Annotated in this window: 15 protein-coding genes; 9 read left to right on the top strand and 6 right to left on the bottom strand. The window is 74.0% G+C overall.

What is annotated here, in order from left to right:
- Positions 1–70 precede the first annotated feature (70 nt).
- A complete protein-coding gene (gene ilvA / locus ABL57_RS13890; RefSeq protein ID WP_047804066.1) occupies positions 71–1,318 on the top strand; it encodes a threonine ammonia-lyase in 1,248 nt (415 codons plus the stop codon).
- A 90-nt stretch (positions 1,319–1,408) separates the two neighbouring features.
- Here ilvA and ABL57_RS13895 read toward each other — a convergent pair whose 3' ends face one another.
- The 3 genes from ABL57_RS13895 to ABL57_RS13905 all read right to left on the bottom strand — a co-directional run bounded on the left by ABL57_RS13895 (position 1,409) and on the right by ABL57_RS13905 (position 2,814).
- Positions 1,409–1,618, bottom strand: coding sequence for a hypothetical protein (locus ABL57_RS13895; protein ID WP_047804067.1), 210 nt, complete (start codon positions 1,616–1,618; stop codon positions 1,409–1,411).
- A 7-nt stretch (positions 1,619–1,625) separates the two neighbouring features.
- Positions 1,626–2,129: a transcription elongation factor GreA gene (greA, locus tag ABL57_RS13900; protein WP_047804068.1), complete on the bottom strand. Its 504-nt coding sequence runs from the start codon at positions 2,127–2,129 to the stop codon at positions 1,626–1,628.
- Between the two features lie 235 nt (positions 2,130–2,364).
- Positions 2,365–2,814, bottom strand: coding sequence for a DUF4307 domain-containing protein (locus tag ABL57_RS13905; RefSeq protein ID WP_047804069.1), 450 nt, complete (start codon positions 2,812–2,814; stop codon positions 2,365–2,367).
- A gap of 205 nt (positions 2,815–3,019) precedes the next feature.
- Here ABL57_RS13905 and mca point away from each other — a divergent pair, with 205 nt between their 5' ends.
- Genes mca through ABL57_RS13920 form a run of 3 tightly spaced genes read left to right on the top strand, consistent with a single transcriptional unit; the run spans position 3,020 to position 6,400 of the window.
- A complete protein-coding gene (gene mca, locus ABL57_RS13910; RefSeq protein WP_047804112.1) occupies positions 3,020–3,898 on the top strand; it encodes a mycothiol conjugate amidase Mca in 879 nt (292 codons plus the stop codon).
- A gap of 8 nt (positions 3,899–3,906) precedes the next feature.
- Entirely contained in the window at positions 3,907–4,242 is a 336-nt protein-coding gene (locus ABL57_RS13915) for a hypothetical protein (RefSeq protein ID WP_047804070.1), read from the top strand.
- A gap of 55 nt (positions 4,243–4,297) precedes the next feature.
- Positions 4,298–6,400 carry a thioredoxin domain-containing protein gene (locus ABL57_RS13920; protein WP_047804071.1) on the top strand — a complete coding sequence of 701 codons (2,103 nt, stop codon included), beginning with the start codon at positions 4,298–4,300 and terminating at the stop codon, positions 6,398–6,400.
- Between the two features lies 1 nt (position 6,401).
- On the opposite strand, the gene ABL57_RS13925 is transcribed toward ABL57_RS13920, so the two are convergent.
- Entirely contained in the window at positions 6,402–7,109 is a 708-nt protein-coding gene (locus tag ABL57_RS13925) for a hemolysin III family protein (RefSeq protein WP_075872794.1), read from the bottom strand.
- Between the two features lie 216 nt (positions 7,110–7,325).
- On the opposite strand from ABL57_RS13925, the gene ABL57_RS13930 reads away from it, so the two are divergent.
- On the top strand, positions 7,326–8,087 hold the full coding sequence (locus ABL57_RS13930; protein ID WP_047804072.1) for an isoprenyl transferase: 762 nt from the start codon (positions 7,326–7,328) through the stop codon (positions 8,085–8,087).
- Between the two features lie 133 nt (positions 8,088–8,220).
- Positions 8,221–9,585: a PhoH family protein gene (locus ABL57_RS13935; protein ID WP_082157451.1), complete on the top strand. Its 1,365-nt coding sequence runs from the start codon at positions 8,221–8,223 to the stop codon at positions 9,583–9,585.
- Between the two features lie 22 nt (positions 9,586–9,607).
- Here ABL57_RS13935 and ABL57_RS13940 read toward each other — a convergent pair whose 3' ends face one another.
- On the bottom strand, positions 9,608–10,363 hold the full coding sequence (locus ABL57_RS13940; protein ID WP_047804073.1) for a hypothetical protein: 756 nt from the start codon (positions 10,361–10,363) through the stop codon (positions 9,608–9,610).
- Positions 10,364–10,431: 68 nt separating this feature from the next.
- Between ABL57_RS13940 and ABL57_RS13945 the strand changes: the two genes are divergently transcribed.
- The 3 genes from ABL57_RS13945 (at position 10,432) to ABL57_RS13955 (ending at position 11,953) form a co-directional block, all read left to right on the top strand.
- A complete protein-coding gene (locus ABL57_RS13945; RefSeq protein ID WP_047804074.1) occupies positions 10,432–10,956 on the top strand; it encodes a prepilin peptidase in 525 nt (174 codons plus the stop codon).
- 114 nt (positions 10,957–11,070) lie between these two features.
- Entirely contained in the window at positions 11,071–11,541 is a 471-nt protein-coding gene (locus tag ABL57_RS13950; protein ID WP_047804075.1) for an NUDIX domain-containing protein, read from the top strand.
- 166 nt (positions 11,542–11,707) lie between these two features.
- Positions 11,708–11,953: a hypothetical protein gene (locus tag ABL57_RS13955; protein WP_047804076.1), complete on the top strand. Its 246-nt coding sequence runs from the start codon at positions 11,708–11,710 to the stop codon at positions 11,951–11,953.
- A gap of 114 nt (positions 11,954–12,067) precedes the next feature.
- On the opposite strand, the gene ABL57_RS13960 is transcribed toward ABL57_RS13955, so the two are convergent.
- Positions 12,068–13,513 carry a class II fumarate hydratase gene (locus ABL57_RS13960; RefSeq protein WP_047804077.1) on the bottom strand — a complete coding sequence of 482 codons (1,446 nt, stop codon included), beginning with the start codon at positions 13,511–13,513 and terminating at the stop codon, positions 12,068–12,070.
- Positions 13,514–13,529 lie beyond the last annotated feature (16 nt).

The following is a 13,529-nucleotide window of genomic DNA, read 5'->3' on the forward strand; positions in this document are numbered from 1 at the left end:
CCGCCGCCGGCGGGCGCGAGCCGTGCCCCGCCCCCGGGTCCCGCGCACGCACCGACAAGGAAGACCCACCGTGAGCCTGGCCGCCCTGCCCGTCCGCCTCGCCGACATCGAGGACGCCGCCGCACTGCTCGACGGGGTGATCGACCGGACGCCGGTGGCCCACTCGCGGGCCCTCTCCCGCCTGGTCGGCACCGAGGTCAACCTCAAGGCCGAGAACCTCCAGCGCGCGGGCTCCTTCAAGGTCCGCGGCGCCTACGTGCGGATGGCCAAGCTCACCGCCGAGGAGAAGGCACGCGGGGTGGTGGCCGCCTCCGCCGGCAACCACGCCCAGGGAGTCGCCCTCGCCGCAGACCGGCTGGGGATCACCGCCCGCATCTACATGCCCATGGGTGCGGCCCTGCCCAAGGTCGCCGCGACCCGGGACCACGGCGCGGAGGTCGTGCTGCACGGCGACGCGGTAGACGAGGCGCTCGCCGAGGCGCAGCGCCACGCCGAGCGGACCGGGGCGGTCTTCGTCCACCCCTTCGACCACACGGACATCGTGGCCGGCCAGGGCACCCTGGGCCTGGAGCTCCTCGACCAGATCCCCGACGTCGACACCGTGATCACCGGTGTGGGCGGCGGCGGGCTGCTCGCCGGGGTGGCCGTGGCCGTCAAGGCCCGCGCGGAGCAGCTGGGCCGGCCGATCCGGCTGATCGGCGTGCAGGCGGAGAACGCCGCCGCCTATCCGCCGTCCCTCGCCGGGGACGCCCTGGTGACCCTCGAGCGCGTCTCGACCATCGCCGACGGCATCGCCGTGGGGAAGCCGGGCCAGCTGCCCTTCAGCATCATCAAGGAGCTCGTCGACGACGTCGTGACGGTCTCCGAGGACTCCCTCGCCCAGGCGCTGATCTTCCTGCTGGAGCGCAACAAGCTCGTGGTGGAGCCCGCCGGCGCCGTGGGGGTCGCCGCCCTGCTGGACGGCCGGCTGCAGGAGCGGTACCCGGACCTGGGCAGCACCGCGGTGGTGCTCTCCGGCGGCAACATCGACCCCATGCTCATGCTCAAGGTCATCCAGCGCGGCCTCTCCGCCGCCGGGCGGTACATGACGATCAAGATGATGCTCACCGACCGGCCGGGCGAGCTGGCGCTGATCTCCAAGGTCATCGCCGTGCAGGACGCCAACGTCACCGGCGTGGACCACACCCGCATCGGCGGCGCGCTCAGCATGGGCGACGTCTCCATCACGATCGACATGGAGACCAAGGGCCACGAGCACTGCCGCCAGGTCCTCCGGGCGCTCGAGGCCGAGGGGTTCCACCCCGTCGTCGTGCACTGAGCGCCCCGCCGGTGCGCGCCGCGCCCGGCACGGCGACGGCGCCGGCCCCCGTGGGGACCGGCGCCGCTGCCGTGCGCGCGGGCGGCGACGTCAGGAGCGACGCCGCCCGGTGAGGTAGGTGGCGAAGCCGCTGACGAACGTCGCGAACACGAAGACGTTGCGCAGGCTGCCGGGGGCGCTCGCCGCCGGATCGCCCTGGCCGGCGAAGTGCAGGACCACGGCGACGACGCCGAGCACCACGGTGAGCACCATGAGGGCCCGGGTGCCGGGCCCGGGGCTGCGCAGCCAGTGGGTCGTCACGGCACGCTCAGCCCTGGAACGGCTTGGCGTCCAGGATCTTGACCGGGATCTGCTTGCCGTTGGGCGCGGTGTAGGACAGCTCGTCGCCGACCTGGTGACCGGAGATGGCCGAGCCCATCGGGGACTTCTCGGAGAACACCTCCAGGTCGCTGCCGGCGGCCAGGTCCTCGGCCACCTCGCGGGAGCCGATCAGGAAGGTCATCGGCTCCCCGGCGATCTCCGCGGTGACGACCATGCCGGCCTCCACGATCCCGTCGTCCGCGGGGGCCTCGCCGACCTGGGCGTTCTCGAGCAGGCCCTTGAGGTGGGCGATGCGGCCCTCGTTCTTGCCCTGCTCCTCGCGGGCGGCGTGGTAGCCGCCGTTCTCCTTGAGGTCGCCCTCCGAGCGGGCCTGGTCGATGCGCTCCACGATCTCGTGCCGGTACGGCCCGGAGATGTAGTCGAGCTCCTTCTTCAGACGGTCGTAGGCCTCCTGGGTCAGCCAGGCGCCCTGGTTGCTGGTCTTGGTCACATTCTCTCCTCGGTGGACGGACGGCCGGACCGCCGGAGCCCGCCCGGGGCGTCCCGGGCGGCGGCGGACCGGAGCGACGGCGCGGGCGCCGTCGTCGGTGCGGGGATCCGCATAACGCAAAGTCCCCGCCCCGGTGCCGGGCCGTCCGTGCGGACGGTGCCCGGTGGCCGGGGACGGGGAGTCCTGACCTCCCAGTCTAGGCGGGGCCGGGGGAAGGCCCAAAGCACGGTGAGGTTTACGACACGTCCGCGGCGGCCGTGCCGTCCTCGACCCAGCAGGAGTCGACGACCGCGGTGGTGGCCAGGTTCGTGGTGCGCACGGAGGCGCGGTGGGTGCTCGTCCCGCCGTCGCCCAGCTGCTCCTCGGGCACCGCCCCGACGGTCACCTCCGCCCAGCCCACCACGGCGTACTCCTCGTTCAGGGCGCTGACCGCGCAGGTCACCACGTCGCCGGGACGCTTGGTGAGGTCGAAGTCCGCCGTCACCCGCGCCTCGGAGACGACCTGGAAGCCGATGTCCTTGAACGTGGGCGCCGCGCCCCGGGCGGTGACCACCCACACGATGAACACGGCCGCGAGGAGGGTCGCCAGCACCAGCAGGCCCAGCCAGCCGCGCGGGCCGAGCCGGCGGGCACGGGCGGGGCGTCCGTAGCGGTCGCGGAGCAGTGCGGGGGAGTCGGTGGACACGGCGGCCTCGGGTCTCGGCAACGGGGAAGGCGGCGCCGGGCCCGGCGACCGCCCGTCCACTGTAGCCGAGCCCGCTGGGAGCATCCCGGGCACGCCGCGGCCCCGCGGACGCGTAAAATGGAGGGCGGCCCGTGCCCGCAGCGGCCGTGCCGCACCACCCCCGACCGATCCCGAGAGGACCTCCCGAGTGACCTCCCTGTCCCAGATGCGCCTGCTGGCCGTCCACGCCCACCCCGACGACGAGTCGAGCAAGGGTGCCGCGACCATGGCCCACTACGTCCGGCAGGGGGTCGAGGTCATGGTGGCCACGTGCACCGGAGGGGAGCGCGGTTCGATCCTCAACGGGGAGATGGAGGGCCACCCCTACGCCGAGCGGGACCTGACCGGCCTGCGCCGGCTGGAGATGGCCCAGGCCGCCGCCGCGCTGGAGATCCAGCACCGGTGGCTGGGCTTCATGGACTCGGGCCTGCCCGAGGGCGACCCGCTGCCGCCGCTGCCGTGGGGCTGCTTCGCCCTGCAGCCGCTGGAGCGGGCCGCCGCCCCGCTGGTGCGGCTCGTGCGCGAGTTCCGCCCGCACGTGATCCTCACGTACGACGAGAACGGCGGGTATCCGCACCCCGACCACATCCAGACCCACAACGTCTCGGTCGAGGCGTTCCGCGCCGCCGGCGACCCCGACCGGTACCCGGGCCTCGGCGAGCCCTGGACGCCGCTGAAGCTCTACTACGACCGGGCCTTCAACCTCGAGCGCTTCGTCGCCCTGCACGAGGCTCTCGAGCAGCGCGGCCTGCAGTCGCCGTACGCGGAGCGGATCGCGGCCTGGCAGGAGACCGACCCGGAGGGCCACCGCCCGCCCGCCCCCCGGCACGAGACCACCACAAAGATCCAGTGCCCGGACGCCTTCGTGCGCCGGGACGAGGCGCTGCGCAGCCACCGCACCCAGGTGGCCCCGGACGGGATGTTCTTCGCCGTCTCCGCCGAGATGCAGGCCGAGGTGTGGCCGTGGGAGGACTACGTGCTGGCGGACTCGCGGGTGTCCACCGCACTGCCGGAGAACGACCTGTTCGCCGGGATCCTGGGCTGAACGAGGAGATGACCGCCGTGCTGAACGTGCTCGCCCTGCTCCCCGCGATGGCGCCAAACCCGATCGACGAGGGCACGCTGCGCCCCGGGCTGGACCCCAGCCAGGTGACCCCCGGGGTGGCCGGCTTCCTCATGTCCCTGGTGCTCGCGGTGGCCGTGATCCTGCTCGTGCTCGACTTCAACCGCCGCAACCGGCGGATGCGCTACCGCGCGGAGTACGCCGAGCGCCGCGCCGCCGAGGAGCAGGTGGGCGGCTACACCCGGGAGGCCCCCGACGCCCCGGCCGCCGGGGAGACCCCGGGCTCTGCGGCCGAGGACCCGGGAGGACCCGACCCGCGCGGCTGAGACCGGGGCCCCTTCCTCGGGGCCCCGCGCCGGACCCGAGACCCGAGGAGCGCACGTGCCCAACCGACTGACCGGACAGTCCTCCGCCTACCTGCGCCAGCACGCGGACAACCCCGTGGCCTGGCAGCCCTTCGACGACGCCGCGTTCGCCGAGGCCGTCCGCCGCGACGTCCCGGTGTTCCTCTCGGTCGGCTACGCCGCCTGCCACTGGTGCCACGTGATGGCCCACGAGTCCTTCGAGGACCCGGAGGTCGGCGCCTACCTCGACGAGCACTTCGTGCCGGTCAAGGTGGACCGGGAGGAGCGCCCCGACGTGGACGCCGTCTACATGAGCGCCACCCAGCTGCTCACCAGCCAGGGCGGGTGGCCCATGAGCGTGTTCCTCACCCCGGACGGCCGGGCCTTCCACGCCGGCACCTACTTCCCGCCCCGCCCCGCCCACGGCATGCCGTCCTTCCGGCAGGTGCTCGAGGCGGTGACGGAGGCGTGGGCCACCCGCCGCGGCGAGCTGGAGCAGGCCGCGGACGCGGTCGCCCGCGCCGTCGCCGGACAGGCGGAGGACCTGCGCACCGCCCTGGCCGCCGGCGCGGTGCCCGTGCCGGCGGCCGGGGACGGCCCGGACCCGACCGCCGCGGCCCTCGAGGTGCTCCTGCAGGAGGAGGACCCGGTCCACGGCGGATTCGGCGGAGCCCCCAAGTTCCCGCCCTCCACCGTGCTGCCGCTGCTGGAGCGGATCGCGGCCGGGCCCGGCGGACCGGCCGCGGAGCAGGCCCGCGGCCTGCTGGGCCGCACCCTCGGCGCCATGCGGGTCTCCGCGCTCTTCGACCAGGTGGGCGGCGGCTTCTACCGCTACTCGGTGACCCGGGAGTGGTCCCTGCCGCACTACGAGAAGATGCTCTACGACAACGCCCAGCTGCTGCGCGCCTACGCGCGCGCCGCGGCCCGGGAGCCCGGCCGCGGCGACGAGCGCACGGCCGCGGCCACGGCCGCGTTCCTGCTGCGCGAGCTGCGCCTGCCCGGCGGGGCGTTCGCCTCCTCCCTGGACGCGGACAGCCCCTCCGCGGACGGGGACGTGCACAGCGGGGAGGGCGCCTTCTACGTGTGGACCCGCGCCGAGCTGGCCGCGGTGCTCGGCCCCGAGCGCGGCACGGCCGTGGCCGACCTCATGGGGGTGGCCGCCGGCCGCGCCCAGCCGCTGCACCCGGGGCGCGTCCTGGACGAGGAGGAGCAGGCACTGTGGGACGCCGCGCGGCCCGAGCTCGCGGCGGCCCGGGCGGCCCGGCCCGCCCCGGCCCGGGACGACAAGGTCGTGGCCGGGTGGAACGGGCTGGCGATCACGGCCCTCGCCGAGGCCGGCGTGCTGCTGGAGGACCCCGCGCTGCTGCTCGCGGCCGAGGAGGCCGCCGGGCACCTGTGGGAGGTGCACTGGGACGGCGGCCGCCGCCGGCTGGCGCGCACCAGCCACGCCGGCTCGGCGGAGCGCTCCATCGAGGGCCTGCTGGAGGACTACGCGCTGCTGGCCGAGGCGTTCCTGGCCCTGTACCGGGCCACCGGCGCCACGGCCTGGCTCCGGCGGGCCCGCACGCTCGCCGACGCGGCCGAGGAGCGCTTCTCGCACCCGGACCCGGACGGCGGGGAGCGGGCGCCGGGACGGATCTGGTCCGACCTCGCCGACGTCCCCGCCCCGCTGCTGGCCGCCGGCGGCTCGGGGCGCGCCCAGCCCCTCGACGACGTCACGCCCGCCGGCGCCGCCGTGCTCGCGGCGGTGCTCGTGGAGCTGTGGGCCCTGGACGAGGACGAGGCCCGCGCCCGGCTCGTCCCGTCCCTGCTCGGTCCGCTGCAGCTCCTGGCCCAGCGCTCGCCCCGCGCCGCGGGACGGGCCCTCACCGTGCAGGCCGAGCTGGTCTCCGCGCCGGCCCACGTGGTGCTCGCCGGAGGGACCGCCGAGGACAAGCTCGAGGCCCGCCGCGCCGTCGGGCCCGCCGCGGTGCTGGGCACCCACGTGATCGACGCCGACGCCCCCGGGGCGCCCGGCGCCGCACGCGGGAGGACGGCGCCGGGCGGGCGGTTCACGGTCTACGTGTGCCGGGACTTCGTCTGCCGCGCCCCGGTCCACACGGTCGCCGAGCTGCGCGAGGAGCTGGCGGCGGGGGACTGACTCAGCCGAGCATCGCGAGCATGATCGCCACGTAGTGCAGCCCGAAGCCGAGGACCGTGCAGGCGTGGAAGATCTCGTGGAAGCTGAACACCTCGGGCAGCAGCCGCGGGCGCTTGGTGCCGTAGAACACCGCGCCGGTGATGTAGGCGGCGCCGCCCGCCGCGGTGAGCACCGCCGCCGGCGGGCTGGTCTGCCAGAACTGGGGGAGGTAGACGACGGCGAGGCAGCCCATCACCACGTAGAGCGGGGTGTAGAGCCACCGGGGCGCGAGCGTCCACAGCAGCCGGAAGAGCACCAGCCCCGCGGCGCAGGCCCAGATCACGCTCAGCAGCACCCGGGACTGGTCCGGGGCCAGCAGTGCGACGGCCAGCGGGGTGTAGGTCCCCGCGATCAGCAGGGCGATGTTGGAGTGGTCCATCCGGCGCAGGACCATGTGCAGCCGGCGGGGCCAGTAGGCGCGGTGGTAGATCGCCGACACGCCGAACAGCAGGATCCCGGTGACCCCGTACACAGCGCACGCGATGCGCAGCTCCGTGGTCGGGGCGAGCATTATCGCCACGAGCCCCAGGGCGACGACGACGGGCGTGAAGCCGGCGTGGATCCAGCCCCGCCACGCGGGCTTGCGCTCCGCGAGGTCCTCGAGCCGGTGCTCGATCGCCTCCCCGAGCTCTGCGGCGGCGCGGGCCGGCCCCCCGTGCGAGTGCTCCATGGTGTTCCTTCCGGCGTGCTGCGGTGAATCCGGACGATCCTCCACCGGGTAGTTTAGGAGGCGTCCCCGGCCGCCGCCCGGGCCCGTGACCGCCGACACGGCCGGGTCCGCCGCCCCCACCAGCTCCGGCGGCGCGCCAGGCACCCCGCTCAGCACGAGCACCAGCACCAGGACCCGCGGCCCCCGCCGCGGGCGAGACCTCGGGAGGACCCACAGATGCCCAAGCCACGGCCGCTCTACCGGTTCTACGAGCGCCGGCTCGCCGCCGACCTCGACCCGCGGCGGCTGCCCAAGCACGTCGGCGTGCTCGTGGACGGGAACCGGCGGTGGGCCAAGCAGTTCGGCGCCTCGACCTCGGACGGGCACAAGGCGGGGGCGCAGAAGATCGTGGAGTTCCTGGGCTGGTGCCGGGAGCTGGACATCGAGGTGGTCACCCTCTACATCCTCTCCACCGAGAACCTCAAGCGTCCGGCCGCGGAGCTGGAGCCCCTGCTCGAGATCATCTCGGACCTCATGGAGACCCTCTCCGAGACGGGCATCTGCCGGGTCCAGCCCGTGGGCGCCCTCGAGATGCTGCCGCCGCGGCTGGCCGCGTGCCTGGCCGACCTCACCGAGCGCACGGCGGACAACGCCGGCCCGCACCTGAACATCGCGGTGGGCTACGGCGGCCGGCAGGAGATCGTCGACGCCGTGCGGGAGGTCCTCACCGAGGCCCTCGACGCCGGCGCCGACGTCCGGGAGCTGGCCCAGGAGCTGTCGGTGGAGCACATCTCGGAGCACCTCTACACCCGCGGGCAGCCGGACCCGGACCTGCTCATCCGCACCTCGGGGGAGCAGCGGCTCTCCGGCTTCCTCATGTGGCAGTCCGCCTACAGCGAGTACTACTTCTGCGAGGCCCTGTGGCCGGACTTCCGGCGGGTGGACTTCCTGCGGGCGCTGCGCGACTACGCGTCCCGCCAGCGGCGCTTCGGCGGCTGAACCCCCCCGGGACGTCGCTGGCAATTTCCGCCTCGTTCACCGTTTCTGCTCGCGCGGCGGGTCCGGCCTGCGTACGTTGTCCTCAGGCGGGCGGCGCGGACGCCGACCGCCGGACAGAGGAGGAAGGGCCGCCATGAGCATCTCCAAGAACACGGAGCGCATCGTCGACATCTCCGCCCCGCTGGGCGCCGCCCAGCCGCGGACCGGGGTGCGCTCCTACGTGATCGACACCTCGGTGCTCCTGTCCGACCCACGGGCCGTCCTGCGCTTCGCCGAGCACGAGGTGGTGCTGCCGGTCGTGGTGATCACCGAGCTGGAGGGCAAGCGGCACGACCCCGAGCTGGGCTACTTCGCCCGGCAGGCCCTCCGCCTGCTCGACGACCTGCGGGTGGAGCACCACGGGCTGAACCGTCCCGTCCCGATCGGGGACCAGGGCGGAACCCTCGTGGTGGAGCTCAACCACGTCTCGGACACCGTGCTGCCCGTGAGCTTCCGGCTCAAGGACAACGACTCCCTGATCCTGGCGGTGGCCCTGAGCCTCTCCAACGACGGCCGGGACGTGTGCATCGTGTCCAAGGACCTCCCGATGCGGGTGAAGGCCTCCGCCCTGGGCCTGGAGGCCGAGGAGTACCGGGCGGAGTGGGTGGGCTCGGACGTCGAGTGGTCCGGCACCGCGTCCGTGGACGTGCCCGACGACGTCGTGGACCGGCTCTACACCGGTGAGGCCGTCGTGGTCCCGGGCACGGAGGGCCTGCCGGCCAACACGGGCCTGACCCTGCACTCGACCCGCGGCAGCGCCCTGGCGCGGATCCGCGCGGACGGTGCGGCCCGGGTGGTGCGCGGGGACCGGGACGTCTTCGGCGTCAACGGCCGCTCCGCCGAGCAGCGGCTGGCCATCGACCTGCTGCTGGACCCCGAGGTCGGCATCGTCTCCCTCGGCGGCCGGGCCGGCACCGGCAAGTCCGCCCTGGCGCTGTGCGCGGGCCTGGAGACGGTCATGGAGCGCCGCGAGCACCGCAAGGTCATGGTGTTCCGCCCGCTCTACGCGGTGGGCGGCCAGGAGCTGGGCTACCTGCCCGGCTCCGAGGAGGAGAAGATGAACCCGTGGGGCCAGGCCGTCTTCGACACCCTCGGGGCGCTGGTCTCCCCGGAGGTCGTCGAGGAGGTGCTCGACCGCGGGATGCTCGAGGTGCTGCCCCTGACCCACATCCGCGGCCGCTCCCTGCACGACGCCTTCGTGATCGTGGACGAGGCCCAGTCGCTCGAGAAGAACGTGCTCCTGACGGTGCTCTCCCGCATCGGCCAGGGCTCCAAGGTGATCATGACCCACGACGTCGCCCAGCGCGACAACCTGCGGGTGGGCCGCCACGACGGGGTCACCGCGGTGGTCGAGGCGCTCAAGGGCCACCCGCTGTTCGGCCACGTCACCCTCACCCGCTCGGAGCGCTCGCCGATCGCGGCGCTGGTGACGGAGGTGCTGGGCGACCTGGAGCCCTGAGGCCGGCCCGTGGCCGGTCGGCTCAGGGGCCGACCGGCCAGGGCAGGTGCCGGCTCACGTCGGTGAGGTCCAGCCGCACGGAGGTGAAGAGGTCGTCGATGAAGTAGTCGTCGACGGCCTCGATCCTCAGGTCGTGGCCGGTGCCCGCGAGGGGCCCCTCGAGGACCTCCGAGCGCACGCACACGCCCGTCCGCTCGTCGAGCAGCACCCGGGTGCGGGCCGGGGCGAGCGGATGGCCCGGCGTGCTCGGCGTGTAGGCGGAGCCCGGGGACACCACCGCGCCGCGCACCGCCCGCCCGTGGTGGACGCCCGTGAAGACCTCCTCGACTGTGCACGGGCGCCGCTCCGGCAGATAGGGCGGCACGGGGGCGCTGCCGGCGAGCTCGACCGGGTCGAGGATGGCCTGCCAGCGGCCGCCGCCGAAGACGGGGTCCCCGTAGGCGGCCTCCGGCCGGCGCTCCACCAGGCCGGAGTCGGTGAAGACCGGGGTCACGAGGGACGGCGCGAGCAGCCAGGACGACGAGGTGGAGGCCACGTAGAAGTCGTCGCGCGAGCGCTCCAGCGAGGTGGCCGTGTAGAGGGGGACCCCGTCCAGGGTCTCCACGCGCAGCTCCGACGGACGGCGCACCCACGCCCGCACCGGCTCGCGCGGTGCCTGGTCCGGTGGTGCGAGCCAGGACAGCCCGAAGCGCAGGGTGTCCCAGCGCCACGGCGAGGACCGGCACAGCGCGGCGAACTCGTCCGGATCGGTGGGCGCGGGGGCGGGGGAGCGGGGCATGGCCCCAGTCTAGGGAGGCCGGCACCGGTCCACAGGGCCCGGGCCCGCCGGCCGGCCCGGCGGCTACGATGCCCGGTGTGAGCGCCTTCCTGACCGACCAGTTCGCCCGCGGGGACGCCGCGGGCTGGGCCGCCGGGGCGCTCGCGGCGGCCGGCCTGCTGGTGCTGGCCGGCGGGTGCGCGTGGCTGTGGCGCACGGACGTGCGCGAGCACCTGCTGCCCGGCCGGGTGGTGCGCCCGCTCTATCCCGTGTGCGGCGGGCTGCTGGGCGCCGCGGCGCTCGTGGCCGGGGAGCCGGTGCGGCTGCTGTGGATGCTGTGGGGCCTGGCGGTGATGGGCGGGATCTACGTCCTGCTCCGCCTGCTGCATCCCGCCGGGATGGGTATGGGCGACGTCCGGCTGTCCGGGCTGCTGGGCATGTGCCTGGGTTCCGCCTCGGTGTGGCACGCAGTGCTCGGCGCGGCGGCCGGGTTCGTGCTCGGCGGTCTGGCCGGGGCCCTGCTGGTGGTCGCGGGCCGGGCCGGGGCCCGGACCCGCGTGGCCTTCGGCCCGGCGATGATCAGCGGCGCCCTCGGGGTGCTGCTGCTGCTCTGAGCGCCCCGGCCGGCCCGTGCCGCGCGATCCGTGCCGCGCCGGCCCGCGGGCGCCTGCCAGAATGGGCCGGGACCCCCGGCCCCCGGGCCGACCACCGCCGGACAAGGATCGCCCATGCCCGTCCCCGAGTTCGTCCTCTCCCTGCGGGAGAAGATCGGCCACGACCTGCTCTGGCTGCCCGCGGTCACCGCCGTCGTCCTGCGCGACGACGGCCGGGTGCTGCTGGCCCGGCGCAGCGACAACGGCAACTGGGGGCTGGTCAGCGGGATCGTGGAACCCGGCGAGGAACCGGCGGTCACGGCGGTGCGGGAGTGCCTGGAGGAGACCGGCGTCGTCGCCGTCGTGGAGGACCTCGTGGCGATCAAGGCCGGCGAGCCGGTGCAGTACCCCAACGGGGACCGGTGCCAGTTCCTCGACCACACCTTCCGCTGCCGCTGGGTCTCCGGGGAGGCCCGGGTCAACGACGACGAGTCCCTCGAGGTCGGCTGGTACCACCCGTCCGACACCCCGGAGCTCCCGCCGCACCAGCGGGCGCGGCTCGACGCGGCCCTGGCCCACGACGGCCGGGCGCGCTTCGTGGTCTGAGCCGGCGGCCGCTCCCGGTCCGGACCGGGAGCGGCCGACGCCGCGGGGAGCCGCCGCGGGGGAACGACGCACAAGAAACACAGCGTGCTTACTTGTGGGCCGGTGCACACGTTCCTAGACTCGGAAGCGTCCGCACCCGCAGCACCGACGAGCAAGGAGGAGCAACATGGCCACAGGAGAGACGGGTTTCGACGACGTCACCTACGACCTGGTGTCCGTGCAGTACCACGCGCTCAAAGCAGGTCACGACTACGGCCAGTACGTGCGGGACGCCCGCAACGCCGGCCGCGACGACATCGCCGACTTCTTCGAGAAGGTGATGTCCGAGGACTCCGCACGGGCCCAGCAGTGCCACGAGTTCATCAAGGAGCTCTCCAAGTCCGGCGAGTCCGGCCCCGCCGTGACCTCCTGATCCGGAGCACCGGTCCGGGGCGGGAGCCGCCGGACGACGAAAAGGGGGTCGCCCCCGCACCGGGACCGTGTCCGGTGCGGGGGCGACCCCCTTCCGCGCGTGCCTCGCGCCGGGTCAGGCGTTGGGGCCCGTCATCGTGGTGACGTCCAGCGCGCGGTCCAGCTCCTCCTCGGTGAGCTGCCCGTTCTCGACGTAGCCCAGGGCGAGAGTCGCCTCGCGCACCGTCATCTTGTTCGCCACGGCGTGCTTGGCGATCTTCGCGGCGGCCTCGTAGCCGATGGCCTTGTTCAGCGGGGTCACGATGGAGGGGGAGGCCTCGGCCAGGAACCGGCAGCGCTCCACGTTCGCCTCGAGCCCGTCGATCATCTTCTCCGCCATGACCCGCGAGGAGTTGGCGAGCAGCCGGATCGACTCCAGCAGGGCGGAGGCCATGACCGGGATGCCCACGTTGAGTTCGAAGGCTCCGTTGGTGGAGGACAGGGACACCGTGGTGTCGTTGCCGATCACCTGGGCGCAGACCTGGATCGTGGACTCGCAGATCACCGGGTTCACCTTGCCCGGCATGATCGAGGAGCCCGGCTGCAGGTCGGGGATGAGGATCTCGCCCAGGCCGGTGTTGGGGCCGGAGCCCATCCAGCGCAGGTCGTTGTTGATCTTCATGTAGCTGTAGGCCACGGTGCGCAGCTGCCCCGAGGCCTCGACGAGGCCGTCCCGGTTGGCCTGGGCCTCGAAGTGGTTGCGCGCCTCCGTGATCGGCAGTCCGGTCTCCTCGGCCAGCAGCTCGATCACGCGGGCGGAGAACCCGGCGGGGGTGTTGATGCCGGTGCCCACTGCGGTCCCGCCCAGGGGCACCTCGGCCACGCGGGGCAGGGCGGCCTGGACGCGCTCGATGCCGTAGCGCACCTGGGCGGCGTATCCGCCGAACTCCTGGCCCAGGGTCACCGGGGTGGCGTCCATCAGGTGCGTGCGCCCCGACTTCACGACGTCCCGGAACTCGGCGGCCTTGCGCTCGAGGGACTCGGCGAGCTGCGTCATGGCGGGGACCAGGTCGTTGACCAGGGCGCCCGTGACGGCCACGTGCACGGAGGTCGGGAAGACGTCGTTGGAGGACTGGGAGGCGTTGACGTGGTCGTTGGGATGGACCTCGACGCCCTTGCCCTCCAGCGCCCGGCTGGCCAGGGTGGCCAGGACCTCGTTGGTGTTCATGTTGGAGGACGTCCCGGAGCCGGTCTGGAACACGTCGATCGGGAAGTGCTCGTCGTACCGGCCCGTGGCGACCTGGTCCGCGGCCTCGGCGATCGCGCGGGCGCGCTCGTCGTCGAGCACCCCCAGCTCCGCGTTCGCCAGGGCGGCGGCCTTCTTGATCTGCGCCAGCGCGACGATGTGCTGGGGCTCGAGGGTCCTGCCGGAGATGGGGAAGTTCTCGACGGCGCGCTGAGTCTGGGCGCGGTACAGGGCCTGTGCGGGCACCCGCACCTCGCCCATGGTGTCGTGCTCGATGCGGTACTCGGTGGACGCTGCCGTGCTGTTTGCCGTGGTGTCTGTGGTGGTGTTCGCCATGGCGTCAGTCTAGGTC

This window comes from Kocuria sp. SM24M-10 (assembly GCF_001027955.1).
GTDB lineage: Bacteria > Actinomycetota > Actinomycetes > Actinomycetales > Micrococcaceae > Kocuria > Kocuria oceani.